Annotated in this window: 4 protein-coding genes; all 4 read right to left on the bottom strand. The window is 45.6% G+C overall.

What is annotated here, in order from left to right; all coding sequences use genetic code 11:
• Position 1: 1 nt before the first annotated feature.
• Positions 2 to 4,465 (bottom strand): T9SS type A sorting domain-containing protein, encoded by a 4,464-nt coding sequence (locus AHMF7605_RS10725; protein WP_106929125.1) that lies wholly within the window; start codon positions 4,463 to 4,465, stop codon positions 2 to 4.
• Positions 4,466 to 4,555: 90 nt separating this feature from the next.
• The gene (locus AHMF7605_RS10720; protein ID WP_106929122.1) at positions 4,556 to 9,286 is read right to left on the bottom strand and encodes a T9SS type A sorting domain-containing protein; all 4,731 of its coding nucleotides are present in this window, start codon (positions 9,284 to 9,286) and stop codon (positions 4,556 to 4,558) included.
• Positions 9,287 to 9,352: 66 nt separating this feature from the next.
• Positions 9,353 to 13,921: a T9SS type A sorting domain-containing protein gene (locus tag AHMF7605_RS10715; protein WP_106929120.1), complete on the bottom strand. Its 4,569-nt coding sequence runs from the start codon at positions 13,919 to 13,921 to the stop codon at positions 9,353 to 9,355.
• Positions 13,922 to 14,007: 86 nt separating this feature from the next.
• Entirely contained in the window at positions 14,008 to 18,519 is a 4,512-nt protein-coding gene (locus AHMF7605_RS10710) for a T9SS type A sorting domain-containing protein (RefSeq protein WP_106929117.1), read from the bottom strand.
• Positions 18,520 to 18,799 lie beyond the last annotated feature (280 nt).

The raw sequence follows: 18,799 nt of genomic DNA, 5'->3' as shown, positions 1-18,799 counted from the left end.
ATTATTTGGTTAACAGCAGCTTAGACTGCTGCTGGAGAGTAGGGGTTTGCAATTTTAGAAAGTACAAACCGGCTGGTTTATTACCCGCTTGCCATGCTACTTTATAGGTTTGATTGGCTTTTGCTTCGCCTTGGAACAAAGTACTCACCTCGTTTCCTTGATGGTCGTATATTTTAACCGTAGCCGTTTGGGTTTCGGGTAAGCTAAACTTTACGGTTACTTTGTCGCTGAAGGGGTTAGGATATGCAGTTACCTGTACCGGTGTATTTATAACTGCTGACAATGGTACCAAGTTCACCACTTGGTTTGGTTGGGTGGCCGCAGCTTTCAAACTTTCGGGTGCTACTTTTATCAGCCAGTAATCTCTCCCACCATAAATGCTTTTACTGGGTTGAGTTACATCACCGCTCCTCTCCGAAGAAGTACGGCCCCCTAACAATAAGCCGCCATCCTCGGTTTGTAAAACGGTTCGTAATTCGTCTTCGTCGTTTCCACCCAAGCGTTTATCCATCTGCTTATTGCCATTACCATCCAGTTTCACGATCCAAAAGTCATTGGTTGCACAACAACCATCTGCACTTAAATAACTCGGCTCACTTTTATCGCCATCGGCCAGGGAGTTACTCGTACCCGCTAGTACAAAGCCTCCGTCCTGGGTAGGCGTGCTGGCCTGGAGCTGATCCTGGCCGCTGCCTCCATACGTTTTTTCCCACAACTTCTTGCCCAGGCCATCAATTTTTAAAATCCAATAATCAGCTGTCGGAATACCTAAATCGTTTACATGGCTAGTCTGGCTTTTATCACCATCTGCTGCTGACCAACTGGTACCGGCAATAAAAAAAGTATCTCCATTGCTGCGTCCTACGGAGTAAGCATTGTCTTTGCCACTGCCTCCATACGTTTTATCCCACAATTTATTGCCGGCTTTATCGGTCCGCACTACCCAGAAGTCTGTTTCACCGTAATTCGCCTTTGTTTTGTCGCCGCTAACGGGTGAAAGAGAAGTACCCACTACTAGTAAGCCCCCGTCGTTGGTTTCGGTAAAGCTGCTTAAGGTTTCGCGCAAAGAACCACCGTAACGTTTATCCCAGATTTTGGCGCCAGTGGTGTTGATTTTGACCATCCAGTAATCGTATTTACCTTGGCTGCCTTGACTCTTATCCCCACCAGCCGGAGAGCTGCTGTAGCCACCGAGCACGTATTCGCCGGTACTTAGTTGGGCTATTTTTTCCAATTCGTCTTCTCCTTTACCGCCATACCGTTTATCCCACTGCTTATTGCCCTGGGCATCTACTTTTATTATCCAGAAATCGCGGTCACCCCGTTTGTCTTCGCTGATATCACCACCCTTACCCGAAAAAGTGGAGCCTCCGAGTAAATATCCGCCGTCCTGCGTTTGAATGACTCGTTTTAAATAATCATTGTTGTAACTACCATAACGTTTGTCCCAGAGCTTTTTGCCGTTTTTATCGGTTTTAATGATCCAGTAGTCGTTCATGCCCCGGCTGGTTTGGGTTTTATCGGCATCCATGCCCCAGGCGGTATAACCACCGGCTAAGTAGCCGCCGTCGGAAGTTTTGATAACCGAAGTAAGATTATCGGTACTTAAGGTGCCAAAGCGCCAATCCCAGGCAGAGGTGTCCGGGGCACTTTCTTCTTTTATTTTGATTACCCAGTAATCATATCCTCCCCGGCCAGGTTCCGTTTTATCTTCGGTGATAATGTCGTACGAATCTCCACCTATTAAATAATTCTTGTCTGGGGTAACTAGAATGGACTTGATTTCCGTAGCGCCAGTGAACAATCTTTCCCAAAGCTTGCTGCCGGTTTCATCTATTTTTACTATCCAGGATTCCGTGGCCCAGCCACCCAGCAAAAAGCCACCATCCGGAGTAGCTAATAAAGTGTTTAGACCTTCCATGTCGCCCGAATAGTCGTAATTTTTTTTCCAGACCTGATTACCTAGAGCATCTATTTTTATCACTAACATGTCTTGATCCTCGGTATTGTTGGTGCCGCCCAGCAAAAATCCCCCATCCTGAGTAATTTCTAACGCCGTAAGAGCATCATCATCCTGGGAACCATAAGTCTTATCCCAAATCCGCTTACCAGTTTCATCGATTTTTATCACCCAAAAATCGGCATTCCCTTTATTGTTTTCACTTTTGTCAGCGCCTTTATTGGAGTAAGAATAACCACCTAGTAAATAGCCTCCCTCAGGCGCTGCTGTCATAGCGGTTAATATATCTCGGCTGTCACCGCTATAGGCTTTATCCCAGAGCTTAGTGCCCTTGGCATCAACTTTTACCACCCAGTAATCAAAAGGAGGGTATAACCAATCCTCTATATCTTGATTCTCTTCACTTTTATCCCCGCTTTTATTCGAGTTGGAAGAGCCCGCTAGCAAATAACCACCATCGGGGGTAGCCACCAAAGCTTGCAGTACATCGGTCTTATTGCCGCCGTAGGATTTATCCCAGAGTTTATTACCCTTGCCATCTATTTTTACCAGCCAATAATCACTTTCTCCTTTGTTGGGAGCTCGCTTAAAACGACTGCTATCCGAAGTGGAAGAACCGCCCAGTAAGTAGCCGCCATCGGAAGTAGCTAGTATCTTTACCAGTCCATCACCGCCACTGCCACCTAAGGTTTTATCCCACAGCTTTTTACCGTTACTGTCCAGTTTAACTACCCAGTAATCAGTGCCCCGGTTGGCTTCACTTTTATCCGCACCCTTACCAGATTCAGAGGAACCACCTAGTAAGTACCCGCCCTCCGGCGTAGTAATCATGGTTTGAAGCCGATCGTATCCGGTTCCCCCAAGGGTTTTATCCCAAAGTTTGGTAACAAGAGAAGTCTCTTTCACTTGGAATGTTTGCGTAGCTTCGGCGGGTAAATAAGTAGCGTTGCCAATTTGGAAAGCTTTTACGATTACTTCGCCTACTCCCGTAAGCGTAATCCTATTCCCATTCATTTTTGCCGGGCCGGCTACCACGCTAAAACTAACCGGCAAACCAGAACTGGCTTTAGCCGAAAGTTTAAAAGGGGCATCGCTTAATTTTTTATCCGATATAGGAGTGAAGGTGATGGTTTGGGGCTTTTTCTCCGTTAGTTTTACGATCCAGTAATCATTCGTCGGCCAACCCGATTCATCGGGTACCCCTTTGTTCGCTTCGGTTTTATCGCCAAATTTATCGCCGTTCGAAGAACCACCTATAATATAACCGCCGTCGCTGGTTTGCTGCACCGCAGCCAACTCTGCCCAGTTATTTGCGCCGATGGTTTTATCCCAGACTTTGGAACCATCGGCTTTTAATTTTACAATCCAGTAATCGCTACCCCCTTTGTTATCTTCTGTCTTATCGTGTCCCTTACCGGATAAAGAATACCCGCCCAGAATATACCCCCCATCCTGGGTTTGTTGTAAGGAGGTTAGAATATCCGCGATCGTACTGCCAATCGTGCTGTCCCATACTTTGTTACCGCGGGCATCTACTTTTACTACCCAGTAATCTGCCCCGTCTTCATCGTAGCCTCCTATTAAATTTTCGGATTTATCCCCTGACTTACTGGAAGAAGAACGACCCCCCAGAATATAGCCGCCATCGCTGGTTGGCTGAAGGGCGGTTAAACCATCGTTTCGGTCGGCCCCAATGGTTTTATCCCAATCCTTGGTGCCATCGGCTCTTAATTTTACCATCCAGTAATCAGAAGTGAAAGCGCCTCCATTGTTTTTTTCGGATTTATCACCGGAGATGCCAGATCGCGAGGAACCACCTAAAATATAGCCGCCATCTTTGGTTTGCTGCACAGAGGTTAATATATCTAGATCATCACCGCCAAAGGTTTTCTCCCATGCTTTCGTGCCATTGGTACTTAGCTTTACTACCCAGTAATCTTCATAGCCACCTCCCAGAATATACCCTCCATCGCGGGTTTGCCGCAACGAGGCTACGCTACCTCCAACAATAGTTTTATCCCAAGCTTTACTGCCATCCACTTGTACCTTCACGATCCAGCTACCAGTAACCACTTCGGTTTTATCCCCGGATTTGTCGGACTGAGAATTACCAGCTAAAATGTATCCACCATCTTTGGTTTGTTGCAAGCCAGTTAAGCGGTCGGAATTGTTTCCCCCGAAAGTTTTGTCCCATTCTTTGGTACCATCCGCTTTCAGCTTTACTAGCCAGTAGTCCTCGTTCCCTTTACTAGCCTGGGATTTATCACCGCTGCTAGTGGAAGCGGAAGTGCCGCCCAAAATATAACCGCCATCGCTGGTTGGCTGCACAACAGATAGATTATCATTACTATTTCCGCCCAGGGTTCGGTCCCATTGCAGGTTCTGGGCCGTGGTAACGAGGGGAAAGGCAATAATTAAAAGTTGGATTAAGCTAAAATGCTTTTTCCATTTGATTGGTAGCCTAGTTGGAAGGAAAGAGCAGAAATTACTTAAAAGTATTTTCATGAGGAAAGTGAAAATTTAAATTTGATGGTAAAGAGTTTAAAAAATCTTTGGGCGCGGGATAGAATAACTTCAGCGGCTAAAGTGGTAGTTTTATTTGGTTAAGAGTAGTTTGTGTTGTTGGCGAAGGGTAGGAGTTTGCAATTGCAGGAAGTACAAACCAGCGGGTTTATTGCCGGCTTGCCACTCTACCTGGTACGTTTGCTTCGCTTTCGCTTCTTCCTGAAATAATGTGCATACCTCCTGACCGTGGCTATCAAAGATTTTTACCGTAGCCGTTTGCGTTTGCGGTAAGCTAAATTTAACGGTTACTTTGCCCTGGAATGGATTGGGATAAGTGGTTAAGTAATTGGTTAAGGTAATGGGTTCCTCTGTTGGAGTAGTTTCCCTTGCGGCTACCATGGATGGATTTTCCGGCGCGAGTTTCACCAGCCAAAAATCATTAAGGCCCCAACTAGTTTGGCTATGTTCGCCGCTTACCGTGGAGTTAGAACGACCGGCTAAGAGTAAACCACCATCAATGGTTTGGAAAATGGTACGAAGTTCTTCCTGACCGCTGCCCCCGAAACGTTTATCATAAACCTGGTTACCTGCCGCATCCACTTCTACGATCCAGTAATCGGAAATACCCCGGCTAAGCTGGGTTTTGTTACCACTGATACTGGAAAAAGAAGTGCCGCCTAAAACTAAGTGACCGTTGCGTAAGCGGGTGCTGGCCCGAAGTTCATCGTCTTGGTTGCCGCCAAAAGTTTTATCCCAAAGTTTAGTGCCGTTGGCATCTATTTTTACTAACCAGTAGTCTTTGCTACCTTGGCTAGCCTGGCTTTTATCGCCGTTCTTACTTGAATTACTAGTACCCGAGATATAGTATTCAGGGCCACTCCGGGCAATGGAATAAGCTTCGTCCTGACCGCTGCCGCCATAGGTTTTCTCCCAAAGTAAGTTGCCGTCTTTATCCGTTTTTACCACCCAGAAATCACTACTGCCCCGGGTAGGTTGACTCTTGTCGCCACTAACTCCAGAAAGCGAAGTACCCGCGAGTAAAAAGCCGTCGTCTTGGGTTTCGGTAAAGCTGCCCAAGGTCTCATCCTGGTTGCCGCCGTAGGTTTTATCCCAAATCTTTTTACCGGATTTACTAATTTTAACGAACCAGTAATCATTCTTGCCCTGACTCACCTGGCTTTTATCCCCGCTAATGGGAGAGTTGCTGTAACCTCCTAACACGTAATTTCCGGAAGCTAATTGAATAACTTTCTGTAACTCGTCGGTGCCGGAGCCACCATAGGTTTTATCCCATTGCTTTGTACCCTGCGCATCTATCTTGATTATCCAGTAATCTCTATTACCTTGGGTAGCCTGACTCTTATCCCCACTCTTACCCGACAGGGAAGAACCCGCTAGTAAGTAGCCTCCATCTTGGGTTTGAATAACTCGGTTAAGATAATCATCTTCCAGGCCGCCGTAAACTTTATCCCAGAGCCTTTTGCCGTTCTTATCGGTTTTTACCAGCCAATAATCGTATTTACCAATCGAATTTTGGGTTTTATCGTCGCTGTTAGAATAAGAATCCGAGAAACCGGCACTTAAATAGCCACCATCAGCAGTTTTAATCACGTCGGTTAAGCCTTCGTTGCGGCTAGCCCCATAACGGTGGTCCCAGGAGGCAGCTAGCGGTTCGAGAATTCGGTCGGCACTTACTTGCACGATCCAGTAATCGGCTTCTCCTACATTGACCGAGTTCTTATCGGCTCCAATCCCCGAGTAAGAGGTACCGCCCAGCAGCAAATTACCCTGCGGGGTAAGGATAGCGGCGCTAAGTTCGTCGTTGCGCGGACCGCCAATGGTACGGTCTTCCAGTACTTTCCCTTGTTCGTCAATTTTTACCAGCCAGCAATCGTTCCAGACGGAAGTCTCTACATTGCGGTAACCTTGTTCACGTCTTTCATCTTCGTTTTTACTAATGTTACTCCGGTTTTTCTCACTTTTACTCCGGTCTATATCGGCGTTAGAGGTACCCGCCAGCAGGAAACCTCCTGTTGTAGGTACGATCCTATTCAAGTAAGAATCTCCCGTATTTGTCCAGAATTCTCCTGTACCTATTTCGCCCGGATAAACTATCCGGCCGCCGTAGGTTTTATCCCAAATTTTCTTGCCGCTTGAATTAATTTTTATTACCCAGTAATCATAATTTGCAGTGTGAAAGCTTCCTGAGTTTGGTTCCCGGGTGACCACGTCATCGGTTTTCTCGCCCCCTTTTGCTGCATTGGAAGAGCCGCCCAGTAAAAAGCCGCCATCGGAAGTGGCTACCATAGAACTAAGAAGAGAGGCACCATCCTCATAAATTCCTTTGCCATTATAATTTTTAGTAAGGCCGCCATACGTATTGTCCCAGATTTTATCACCTTGCTCCGTAATGCTAATCACCCAATAATCAACTAAACCGCGCGATTTTTGGGTTTTATCCCCACTAGTATCTGAGCTGGATCTGCCTCCTAATAAGTACCCGTTTGGTTTGGGCAGAATCGCGGTTAGTTTATCCTGACTTTTGCCTCCGTAAGATTTATCCCAAACTTTATTGCCCGCAGCATTTATTTTTAAAATCCAGTAATCACCGAGGGTGTAAACTTCTGATTGGGTATCGTGGCTTGCCTGGCTTTTATCTCCGCTCTTACCGGAATTAGAAGTACCGCCCAATACATAACCACCATCCGGGGTGGCGGTTAAGGTAGCCAGCCAATCGTTTTGGCTCCCCCCAAAAGTTTTATCCCAGATTTTATTTCCGTTCGCATCTATTTTTACTAACCAATAATCATTCAGCCCTTTAGAGGCTAGGCTTTTATCACCGGATTTACCGGAGCCGGAAGTTCCCCCGAGTAAGTAGTTTCCGTCGGTAGTAGCCAACATTGCGGTCAGTTGATCGGCCTGGCTGCCGCCAAAGGTTTTATCCCAGATTTTTACCCCCGTAGCATTTACTTTCGCTACCCAGTAATCGGTATTGCCTTTATTATTTTCTGTTTTATCGCCCGAAGCCCCGGAAGTAGACGTGCCCCCAATAATATGGCCGCCATCCGGAGTGGCGATTATCGTGGTGAGTACATCGGTTTTATTGCCGCCGTAGTTCTTTTGCCATTGTTTGCCGGTAAGCGTAATTAATACAGTTTGGGTAGTTTCGGTTCGTTTATACTGCGCATTGCCGGCCTGAATAGCGGCGACGCGCACGGTACCGGCACCCGTAAGAATTAATTTATTTCCTTTAATGGTAGCCGAACCGGATAATACCTCAAAAGTAATCGGAAGCCCCGTATTAACTTTAGCCGAAAGACTAATGGCCGGCTCACCTAATTCTTGCATCGGAATGGAGTCAAACGTGATTTTTTGGTTTTGCTTGAAATCGTTTTCTAATTTCACGAGCCAAGCATCGGATCCTCCTTTAGAAGCCTGTGTTTTATCGTTGTTTTTGCCTGATCTTGAATTTCCAAGCAAGATTAAATTCCTGTCTGAGGTCATATCCAGGGAAGATAACCAGTCAGAATTATTTCCCCCAATTGTTTTGTCCGACAAAAATTTACCATCGGTACCTAGTTTCACTACCCAATAATCCTCGGTATTTGGTAAACCTTTGTTGTCCTCGGATTTATCGTTGCTGATTTTAGAATTAGAAGACCCTCCCAAAATATAACTCCCATCATTTAAGGCTAGAAGAGATTGTAAGCCTTCCCCATTATTTCCGCCAACAGTGGTGTCCCACACTTTAGAGCCATCGGCATTTAGTTTTAGCACCCAATAGTCGGATAGTCCCCTTCTTGCCTGGGTTTTATCGCCTCCTTTGCTCGACAAAGAAGAACCTCCTATAATAAAACCGCCATCGCTGGTCTGCTTCAACAAATTGGCACCCAAAGTAACTTCATCGCCATCGCGTCCACCGTACGTTTTGTCCCAAATTTTAGCCCCGTTCTTATTTATTTTCACTACCCAATAATCAGCTTCTCCGCGGCTACCTTCGGATTTATCGCTGCTTTTCTCCGAATAGGTATAACCGTGTAGAACATAATTGCCGTCGCGGGTTTGCAGCACGCAGGCTAATAAATCATTACTGTTACCACCCAGGGTTTTGTCCCATTCTTTGCTGCCATCGGCTTTAAGTTTTACGATCCAGTAATCGGCATCACCTCTAGAGGGTTCCGATTTATCGCCCCCTATGCCCGAAGAAGAGTAGCCTCCCAAGATAAAACCGCCATCACTGGTTTGCTGGAGGGAGGTTAGATTATCGTTACGAAACCCGCCGAAGGTTTTGTCCCAGGCTTTGGTACCATCGGCGTTCAGTTTTACAATCCAGAAATCACCTTTAGTGTAGGCCACGTTAGTAGTATCCCGGGTGGCTTCGGTTTTATCGTTGCTGATACCAGAGCGGGAAGTGCCTCCCAGAATATAACCACCATCGGGAGTTTGCCGCAGAAAAGCTAACACATCCCTGCCATTTCCCCCGATAGTTTTATCCCAGGCCTTGGTTCGATTGGCATTTAGTTTTACTACCCAGTAGTCACCGCGGTTATAGATGTCTGTATCCCGGGAAGCTTCACTTTTATCCCCTCCAATCCCGGCAGTGGAAGTGCTACCCATAATATAACCTCCATCAAGGGTTGGCTGCCCGGTGGTAAAAGTATCGTCCTCTTTTGTGCCGGTAACTTTATCCCAAATAATAGATTGCGCAAAAGTTTGGTGATTGATAAAAGTGAAAACGAGAAGAATAAGGCTCAGATGGCGCTTGTATTTGCCTATTAGTTGCTTGTAAAATGAAAAATTGGGATTTAGAAGTTGTTTCATAAATCATTAAAAAATATTTCCAGGAATTTTGAATTTGTAGTCTTTCCTGTTTTAAATTGAAAATATTTATTTTCTTAAAAGTAGTTTGTGTTGTTGTTGTAAAGTAGGCGTTTGCAATTGCAGGAAGTATAAACCCGCCGGATTACTAGTAGCTTGCCATTTTACTTCATAAACTTGCTTCGCTTTAACTTCTCCCTGAAACAAAGTGCTTACTTCCCGGCCTTGGCTATCCAAGATTTTTACGGTAGCCGTTTGCCTTTGCGGTAAGCTAAACTTGACGGTTACTTGGCCGTGGAACGGATTGGGGTAGGCGATTAAGGAAGGGATTAGGGTAACCGGTTCTTTTGTTGGAGTAACTTCCCGGGCGGCTACCATGGATAGAGTTTCCGGAGCGAGTTTTACCAGCCAATAATCCGTTTCGCCTTGACTGGGTTGGGTTTTATCTCCGCTCACTCCGGATTTTGAGCGGCCACCAAGCAATAAACCGCCATCGCTGGTTTGTAAAACGGTACGCAGTTCTTCCCGATCACTGCCACCAAAAACTTGATCGTACTCTTGGTTGCCATTGGCATCTACTTTCACGATCCAATAGTCCCAACTTCCCTGACTTTTTTTGAAAGTATAAGAGCTACCCGCGAAAACATAACCGCCATCTTGGTTAAAGGTGCTAGCCACCAAGTTATCGTTTTCCTTAGTTCCTAAAGTTTTATCCCAAACCTTGTTGCCTCTACCATCTATTTTAATTGCCCAAAAGTCAGGCGTTTCAAAACCTTGGCTATCTAATTGACTACCCTGACTCTTGTCGCCACTCGCCGGCGAACTACTGGTGCCAGATATAATAAAGTAATCCCCATTGCTACGAAGCACTGAAGCCGCTTCATCCTCACTAGTACCTCCGAAGGTTTTATCCCAAAGCTTGTTACCATCTTTATCTATCCGTACTACCCAATAGTCATTTTTTCCGCGACCAGCCTCATTCTTGTCGCCGCTCTTACCCGAGAAAGAAGTACCTGCTAACAAGAAGCCGCCCTCCTTAGTAAGGGTAAAGCTAGCCAAAGTCTCATCCTCGATTCCCCCGTACCGTTTGTCCCAGATTTTAGTGCCGGTGCTGCTTATTTTTACCAGCCAATAATCCCTACCTCCCTGACTAGCCTGACTTTTGTCGCCACTTATTCCGGAGGCGGAACTGCCGCCCAGTACGTATTCGCCGGTAGAAAGCTGGATAACTTTCTTTAACTCATCTTCCCTGGTCCCGCCCAAAGTTTTATCCCATTGCTTATTGCCTAAAGAATCTACTTTCACTACCCAATGGTCCCGCCGAAGAAAAGTATACTGCCAATTCCCACGGCTTTCTTCGCTTTTATCCCCGCCTATGCCGGAGAAGGAACTACCCGCCAGTAAATAGCCCCCGTCGTGGGTTTGAATAACCCGGTTTAGATAATCATATTCTTTACCGCCGTAGCGTTTATCCCAGAGTTTTTGCCCGTTCTTATCCGTTTTCACAATCCAGTAATCCGTACCGCCCTGGCTGTTTTGGCTTCTATCCCCACTATTACCGGATTTAGAATATCCCCCCACTAAATAGCCACCGTCATTGGTTTTAATTACATCGGTTAAAATATCATCTAAGGAGCCACCATAGCGCCTATCCCAGGCTAATGCTTCCGGAGCACTTTCTTCTTTGATTTTTACCATCCAAATATCCCTTACGCCTTTAAGAGGCTCGCTTTTATCCCCACTGATACCGGAGCCAGAAGTACCACCCAGTAGATAGCTGCCATCAGGAGTAACTAATAAGGAACTTAGTTGGTCATCATAAAAATTTCCTCCCAAAGTACGATCCCAAAGCTTTTTGCCCGTTTGGTCAATTTTTACTACCCAGTAATCTTCCCCGCCGTTAACATTGCCTCGGTTCATTTCGCTTTTATCACCACTAATATTAGAACTGGAATAGCCTCCTAATAAATAACCACCATCCGGAGTAGCAACCAAACTGCTCAATATCTCCCCCTGTTTACCCCCTAAAGTTTTATCCCAAAGTTTATTACCCTTGGAGTCTATTTTAATAATCCAATAATCACTGTACCCGCCACTTTCCGTGTTGTCTTTTTTAGGCTCCGTTTTATCACCGCTTTTATCCGAATTAGAATGACCACCTAAAAGATAACCGCCATCGGGGGTAATTGCCAAAGAGGTAAGATAATCGTAGCCAGTGCCGCCAAATTTTTTGTCCCAAATCTTCTTACCACTTGCATCTATTTCCACTACCCAATAATCCGGGGCATTTCCTGTATCGGAAAATCCCCCCAATAAATAGCCTCCTGTGGTGGTAGCAAGCATAGTTTGTAAATAGCTCCAATCATACCCTGGCCTATCAAAAGCTTTATCCCAAATTTTATTACCATTAACATCTATCTTGATTACCCAGTATTCAGAAGCACCTTCGCCGCCTTGGGTTTTGTCGCCGGTCTTACCGGAATTGGCCGAACCGCCCAGTAAATAGCCGCCATCCGGAGTGGCTACTAGGGAAGTAAGATCATCCCAGTTATCGCCGCCAAAAGTTTTATCCCAAAGCTTATTTCCGTTAGCATCCGTTTTTACTATCCAATAGTCGGTGCCAAACTTACCCCGGTTGGCTTCACTTTTAGTGCCATTTCCATCGGAGCGGGACGAGCCACCTAGCAAGTAGCCGCCATCGGGGGTAGCTATTAAAGTGCTCAATTCCTCCCGGTCGTTGCCGCCATAAGTTTTATCCCACAAACGATTACCGTTCGCATCGGTTTTTACGATCCAGTAATCGGCGATGGGTTGCTGGTCGGTAAAGCATTGTTCCGGTGAAATAGTGCCCCGATGGTCGGCACTTTTATCATTGCCTTTTTTGGAATCGGAAGTGCCTCCCAGCAAGTACCCGCCATCGGGAGTAACAACCATGGCGGCCAAAGACGAGGAGCCAAATATTTTATCGCATTCTCCACCTTGGTTGGGATACTCAGTACGAATGCCCCCATAGGTTTTATCCCAGAGCCGGGTGATAGGTGGTACGTTTACCACAAAGCGGATAGCAACATTAGAAGCGGGTAAGTAGTTTTCGTTACCGGGCTGAACGGCATCTACGGTAACTGTACCGCTACCGCCGGTAAGGATAAGTTTATTGCCTTTCACGGTGGCTGGTCCCGATATTATTTGAAAGGAAACCGGTAAACCGGAACTAGCCGTAGCTTTTAAAGAAATTGTTTTTTGGGTTCCAAAATTAATGGCCGGTACGGGTTCAAAGGTTATGGTTTGTTTTTGCCGCTCTGTATTATCCAGCTTTACTACCCAGTAATCATAGCCGCCTTTACTGGCTTCTGTTTTATTGCCGGATTTCCCCGAAATCGAATAACCACTAACAAAATAGCCACCATCCTGGGATTGAAGCACGGAAGTTAAATAATCGGGGCTATTGCCGCCTAAGGTAAGGTCCCAGGTTTTCTGACCTTTATCATTCAGTTTTGTGATCCAGTAATCAAATGCCCCTTGACTATTTTGTGTCCTATCCCCACTGCCATTAGAACTAGAGTTGCCGCCTACTAAATAACCGCCGTCTTTTGTCTGATAAATGGAATTTAAATCATCGTTGCCGCTACCCCCAAGCGTTTTATTCCATTCCTGGTTACCATTAGCTCCAAATTTTATAATCCAGTAATCGTTGCCCCCTTGGCCAGCTTCATTTTTATACTCGTAGGTTCCTTCACCGGATGACCCGCCTAAAACATACCCTCCATCTTGAGTAAGTTGGAGGTAACTAAGAAAACCAGCTTTTTCTAACTTTATCGGTTTATCCCAAATTTTAGTAAGGTTTGCATCCAGCTTTACCAACCAGTATTCCCTCGGAAATTTTCGGCCATTATTGGGTTCATTATATCCCCCAATAAGGTAGCCTCCCCCGGGGGTAGGTTGCAGCCAGGAGGTATTGCCAAACGAATCCATTTTATGGGTTCTCTCAAATATGTTTTTTTTCCACTCCTGAGTTCCAGAGGCATTTAATTTTACCAGCCATACTTCTTCATCTTGATAGGTAGGAGCTATAAGGGTTCGTCCACTCAGAATATACCCGCCATCGCTGGTCTGCTGCAATATTTTCCATAAACCATCCGGATAAGCTTTGTCCCAGGCAATGGTACCATCGGGATTTAATTTTACCAGCCATCTTTCTCCTTCCTGGGTTTTGTCACCCGAAATGCCAGAACCCGAGAAACCTAATACCAGGTAACCACCATCTTTGGTTTGCAGGAGGGAAAGTGGGCTTTCGTGGTCATTACCGCCCAAGGTTCTGTCCCAGGCAATGGAGCCATTGGCATTTAACTTTACTAACCAAATATCAAAGGTGTTGGCCGGCCCTCGGTTAATTTGCGATTTATCGCCGTTTTTGCGCGTGTTTGAACTTCCTCCTAAAATAAAGCCTCCATCGGAAGTTGGCAGGGTTATCCTTAGAGTTTCTTTTAAACTACCCCCAATAGTTTTATCCCATTTAATGTTTTGGGCTGAAGAAATAAATGGGAAAGTTAAAAAAATTAAAAGGATAAAACGTTGTCGCCAGTAAGTCTTTGTGCTTGTTAGAAAAAGCAAGGAGAAGTTGTTTAAAAATATTTTCATAGGAAGATAAAAACTAAGTGGATAGTAGATGATTTATAATAGCCAAAGCCCCGGAACAACAATTCCCGGGGCTTTAGTTAGAAGCATTACTTTGTTAACAATAATTTTTGCTGTTGGCGCAGGGTAGGGGTTTGCAATTGTAAAAAATACAGCCCGGCCTGGTGGTTGGTCGCTGGCCATTGTACCTGGTACAGCTGGTTCGCTTGGACTTCGCCTTGAAACAAAGTGCTTACTTCCCGGCCCTGGCTGTCGTAGATTTTCACGGTGGCTTTTTGGGTTAAGGGTAAGCTAAACTTGACGGTAACTTGTTCTTTCGCCGGATTAGGGTAAGCCTGTAAGAGCATTTTTTCGAATAGAGCTACGGATTTTTCTGTTGCCAAGACTTCTCTTTCGGCCACTATCGGCATGGTTTCCGGATCTACTTTCACCAACCAATAATCGAAACCTCCCTGACTGGGCTGGGTACGGTCGCCGCTCACCCCAGAATCTGACTTACCGGCTAAGAGCAAACCATTATCACTCGTCTGGATCACCGCTCGTAGTTCTTCGGCCCCGCTGCCCCCAAACGTTTTGCTCCACTGGTACATACCGTCGGCATCCGTTTTCACGATCCAGTAATCACTGGAGCCTTGGCTGTCTTGTCGTTTGTTGCCGCTCTTATTGGAGTAAGATTTACCCGCTAAAATATAGCCGCCATCGCTGGTCTGAATGCTGGCCCGCAGTTCATCGGCTCCCGAACCACCAAAACGCTTGTCCCACACTTTCTCGCCAGAACCGGTTACCTTGATAAACCAAAAATCAATGACTCCCTGGCTGTCCCGGGTTTTGTCGGCTCCGGCCGGGGAATCGCTCTGGCCGGAAATAAAGAAATTGCTACCTGCATTTCCGAGTGAGTAAGCTTCGTCTTCGCCGCTGCCGCCGTAGGTTTTATCCCACAGTTTATCTCCATTTTTATCTATTCGAACCAGCCAGAAATCACTGTTGCCGCGGCTTACTTCACTCTTGTTCCCATTCTTACCCGATAAAGAGCTGCCTCCCAGTAAAAAGCCGTTATCCGAAGTTTGCACAATACCGGTGAGGGTTTCGTTTAAGCTGCCCCCGTAGCGTTTGTCCCAAATCTTGGTGCCGGTATTACTTATTTTTACTAACCAGTAATCGTTGCCCCCTTGGCTACCCTGGCTTTTATCGCCGCTGGCCGGAGAGTTGCTGTAACCGGCTAAAATATACTCCCCGCTGGAAAGTTGAATTACTTTTTTAAGTTCGTCGTAACCGCTGCCGCCGTAGCGTTTATCCCATTGTTTTACGCCGGTACTGCTTATTTTGATAATCCAGAAATCCCGGTTGCCGCGGCTAGCCTGGCTCTTGTCGCCACTAATACCCGAAAGCGACGAGCCAGCCAGTAAATAACCACCATCCTGCGTTTGAATAATACGGTTTAAGTAATCATCCCCGGAACCACCATAGCGTTTATCCCAGAGTTTTTTACCTTTCGCATCGGTTTTTACGATCCAGTAGTCGTTTTTGCCCTGACTGCTTTGTGTTTTATCGCCACTGATACCCGAGTTGGTATAGCCACCCGATAAGTAACCGCCATCCGAAGTTTTGATGATGCTAGTAAAGCCTTCGTTACCCGTACCCCCATAGCGCAGGTTCCAGGCAGAATTGGTTTGGGTAGATTCGTCTTTTATTTTCACCAGCCAGAAATCCCCTACCTGGCTAGGGTGTTTGTCTAATCTAGGAGCCTCCTTGTCGCCATTTGTTTCGGATATAGAAGTACCACCCAGTAAATAATTACCATCCGTAGTAGTTACCAGACCAGATAAATTTTCGTATCCACTTCCCCCATAGGTTTTATCCCACACTTTCGCACCCGAACTATTAATTTTTAAAACCCAGTAGTCGGAGCCACCCCGTTTAAATTGGCTTTTGTCGTTATTTATGTTCGCAAAAGAACTTCCTGCTAATAGGTAGCCCCCATCCGAAGTGGCTAATACGCGCGCGAGGTCTTCCCTGCTTCCCGTACCCAAAGTTTTATCCCAAAGCTTCGCGCCTTGGTTATTTATCCTTATTACCCAATAATCCGCGCATTCGCCATATCCTAAATCGGTGCAACCGCTTTTTTGCGGCTCACTCTTATCATGGCCTTTACCCGACAAAGAGGTGCCAGCGAGTAAATAGCCTCCCTCAGCGGCTATTGCCAGCGCCCGGAGGTTATCATCTTTATTTCCGCGGAAGGTTTTATCCCACAGCTTTTTACCTTGCGTGTCGATCTTAACCACCCAATAATCGGCAGTTGGGTTACCGGATTCATCTATGGTTCCTGCTTCGCTTTTATCGCCCCCTTGTCCTGAATAAGAAGAACCGCCTATCAGGTAACCGCCGTCCGGTGCGACTATTAGCGATGCCAGCTCCTCACTCTCAGTACCTCCTAAAGTTTTATCCCAGAGTTTATTGCCCATGGCATCTATTTTTACTACCCAGTAGTCCGTTTTTCCCCGGCTCTTCTCGCTTTTATCTTTTCCTTCATATTCGTTGGTTTTGCCGCCGAGCAAATAACCACCGTCCGGCGTGGCAATTAAATCCGCCAGAATACCCGGCCCATGAAACCGCTTTTCCCACACTTTGGTACCATCACTGGTTGTTTTTACAACCAGGAACTCATAACTATCATCGTCAAGGGATTGTAAATGAGTGGAGCCCCCAAACAAATACCCCCCATCATTAGTAGTTATTCCTTTAAAAAGCCGGGTATCCGAGTCACCTCCTAAGTCTTTGCGCCACTCCGGCTTCCCATCTTTATTAATTTTTATTATGGAAAAGCCCGGTTCTAAACTCAAATTGAGACGGGAAACACCTTCAATTAAATGCCCTCCATCCGGGGTGGCTAATAGATCTGTGAGCCGGTCGTTGTAAATGCCGCCGTACGTTTTATCCCAAAGTTTAGTAACCGGCGAAGAACTATCGACAATAATGGTTTGCGTTGCGGCCGGCGCGGCACTGTAGGTAGCATTACCCGATTGGGAAGCTTTTACGATTACTAAACCGGTACCGGTAAGCGTAAGGGTGTTGTTATTAAGGGTAGCCGGACCGGAAACGAGGCTAAAATTTACCGGTAACCCGGAACTTGCCTGCGCCGATAAGGTAAAAGGAGCATCGCCGAGGGTTTTAGTTAAAGGCTGCTTAGCAAAAGTAATGGTTTGGGATTTTTTATTCGTATCGGATACTTTAACGATCCAGTAGTCATTATTATCATAGTTGGCCTCGCCATTATTAGGTTCGCTTTTATCACCGTTTATACCTGAATTGGAATAACCGCCCAACAAGAAATTAGTATCGGTGGTAGCTACTAAAGAAGTCAGGTAAAAATAGGAAGTTAAACCGCCAAAAGTTTTTTCCCAGAGTTTGGTGCCTTTTTCATTAATCTTTACTACCCAATAACCTCTTTTATCTTCCGTTTTGTCGCCTCCTTTGCCCCTTATGGAAGTGCCACCTAGTAAATAACCGCCATCCGGTGCGGCTACCATATCGCGAAAATTATCTTGATAGCTACCGCCATAGCTTTTATCCCAGACTTTTTCGCCATTAGCGTTTAACTTTACTACCCAATAACCCACGTAAGTACTAGTCTTATCCCCGCTTTTACCCGACTCAGAATAGCCGCCCAGTATATAACCGCCATCTGCGGTAAGCAGCAGGGAATACAAATTATTGGGTAAATCACCCCCATACGTTTTATTCCAAAGAGTATTTCCTGCGGCATTGATCTTACCTACGGTGTAGCCGGTTTTACCTTCAGACGAAGATCCTGATCCGCCTAATACATAGCCTCCGTTTGGTAAATTTTTGATCTGCCGGACGTTGAATAAATAACTGTAATTCATATCCCAAACCTTTTTTCCCGCCGAGTCGATCTTGAGTAACCAGGAGCCTGGAGCAATGGAACTTTTATCCCCGGATTTGCCGGAATAGGAGTTGCCACCTACTAAATACCCGCCATCTGGAGTAGTTGCCAATGCGGTTAGCTCATCCAACTTATTTCCACCGAAGGTTCTGTCCCAGATTTTTTTGCCATTGCTATCTACTTTTATTATCCAATAGTCGCCAATAAGGTCGGAGAAATTAGTATCCTTTTTTCCTTGGCTTTTATCGCCACCGCTATCTGAATCGGAAACACCGCCAAGCAGGTAGCCGCCATCCGGGGTAGCTATTAAAGCTGTAAGATTATCGGAGTGGTTTCCGCCATAGGTTTTATCCCAAACTTTTTGACCAGCAGCGTTAATCTTTACCACCCAGTAATCGGAAGAATATGAACCATTTTCGCTTGCGATTCCTCGGTTAGGTTCGCTCTTATCGCCATTTTTATCGGAAGTAGAGTAACCACCGAGCAGGTACCCGCCATCCGGAGTGGCGATCATGACATTGAGTCTTTCATCTTTATCGCCACCAAGAGTTTTGTCCCAGAGTTTATTTTGTGCAAAAGTTGTGATAGGCAGCGCTATACTTAAAGCCAAGAACATGCTTACCCAGCAACCATAAAAATTAACACGACTAGGGCGCATTCCGCACCATTGGTGAAAGCGAGTAAATTGTTTTTGCATTTCTAAAAAGTAAGTAGATTTAAAATTTTGAAATAGAATTTAAAGGCAAGAAAGTAAGCCTTACTCGTACGCTTTAAATCAGCTAAAGGTAAGAGTTATGGAACCTGCCTACAATACCTAATATTGGGTATATTTGATGATTTAGGTTTATTTTTTTGTTAAATGGATGGCACTAAAAATTAGCAGGAGGGAGGAACTTGAGAGGAAATCCTACTTAAAAAATAACATTTGATTTTGTAAAAAAGCCGGATAGAAATAACATCTATCCGGCTTATTGATT

Origin of the sequence: Adhaeribacter arboris (genome assembly GCF_003023845.1) — a bacterium.
Lineage (GTDB): Bacteria > Bacteroidota > Bacteroidia > Cytophagales > Hymenobacteraceae > Adhaeribacter > Adhaeribacter arboris.
The sequence above is the reverse complement of the archived record's forward strand: the minus strand, read 5'-3'. Positions and strand labels throughout refer to the sequence as shown.

What these genes read in the sequence shown, in the direction of transcription:
- AHMF7605_RS10710 (WP_106929117.1), bottom strand. Translation starts at nt 18,519, where the DNA reads ATGCAAAAACAATTTACTCGCTTTCACCAATGGTGCGGAATGCGCCCT.
- AHMF7605_RS10720 (WP_106929122.1), bottom strand. Translation starts at nt 9,286, where the DNA reads ATGAAACAACTTCTAAATCCCAATTTTTCATTTTACAAGCAACTAATA.
- AHMF7605_RS10725 (WP_106929125.1), bottom strand. Translation starts at nt 4,465, where the DNA reads ATGAAAATACTTTTAAGTAATTTCTGCTCTTTCCTTCCAACTAGGCTA.
- AHMF7605_RS10715 (WP_106929120.1), bottom strand. Translation starts at nt 13,921, where the DNA reads ATGAAAATATTTTTAAACAACTTCTCCTTGCTTTTTCTAACAAGCACA.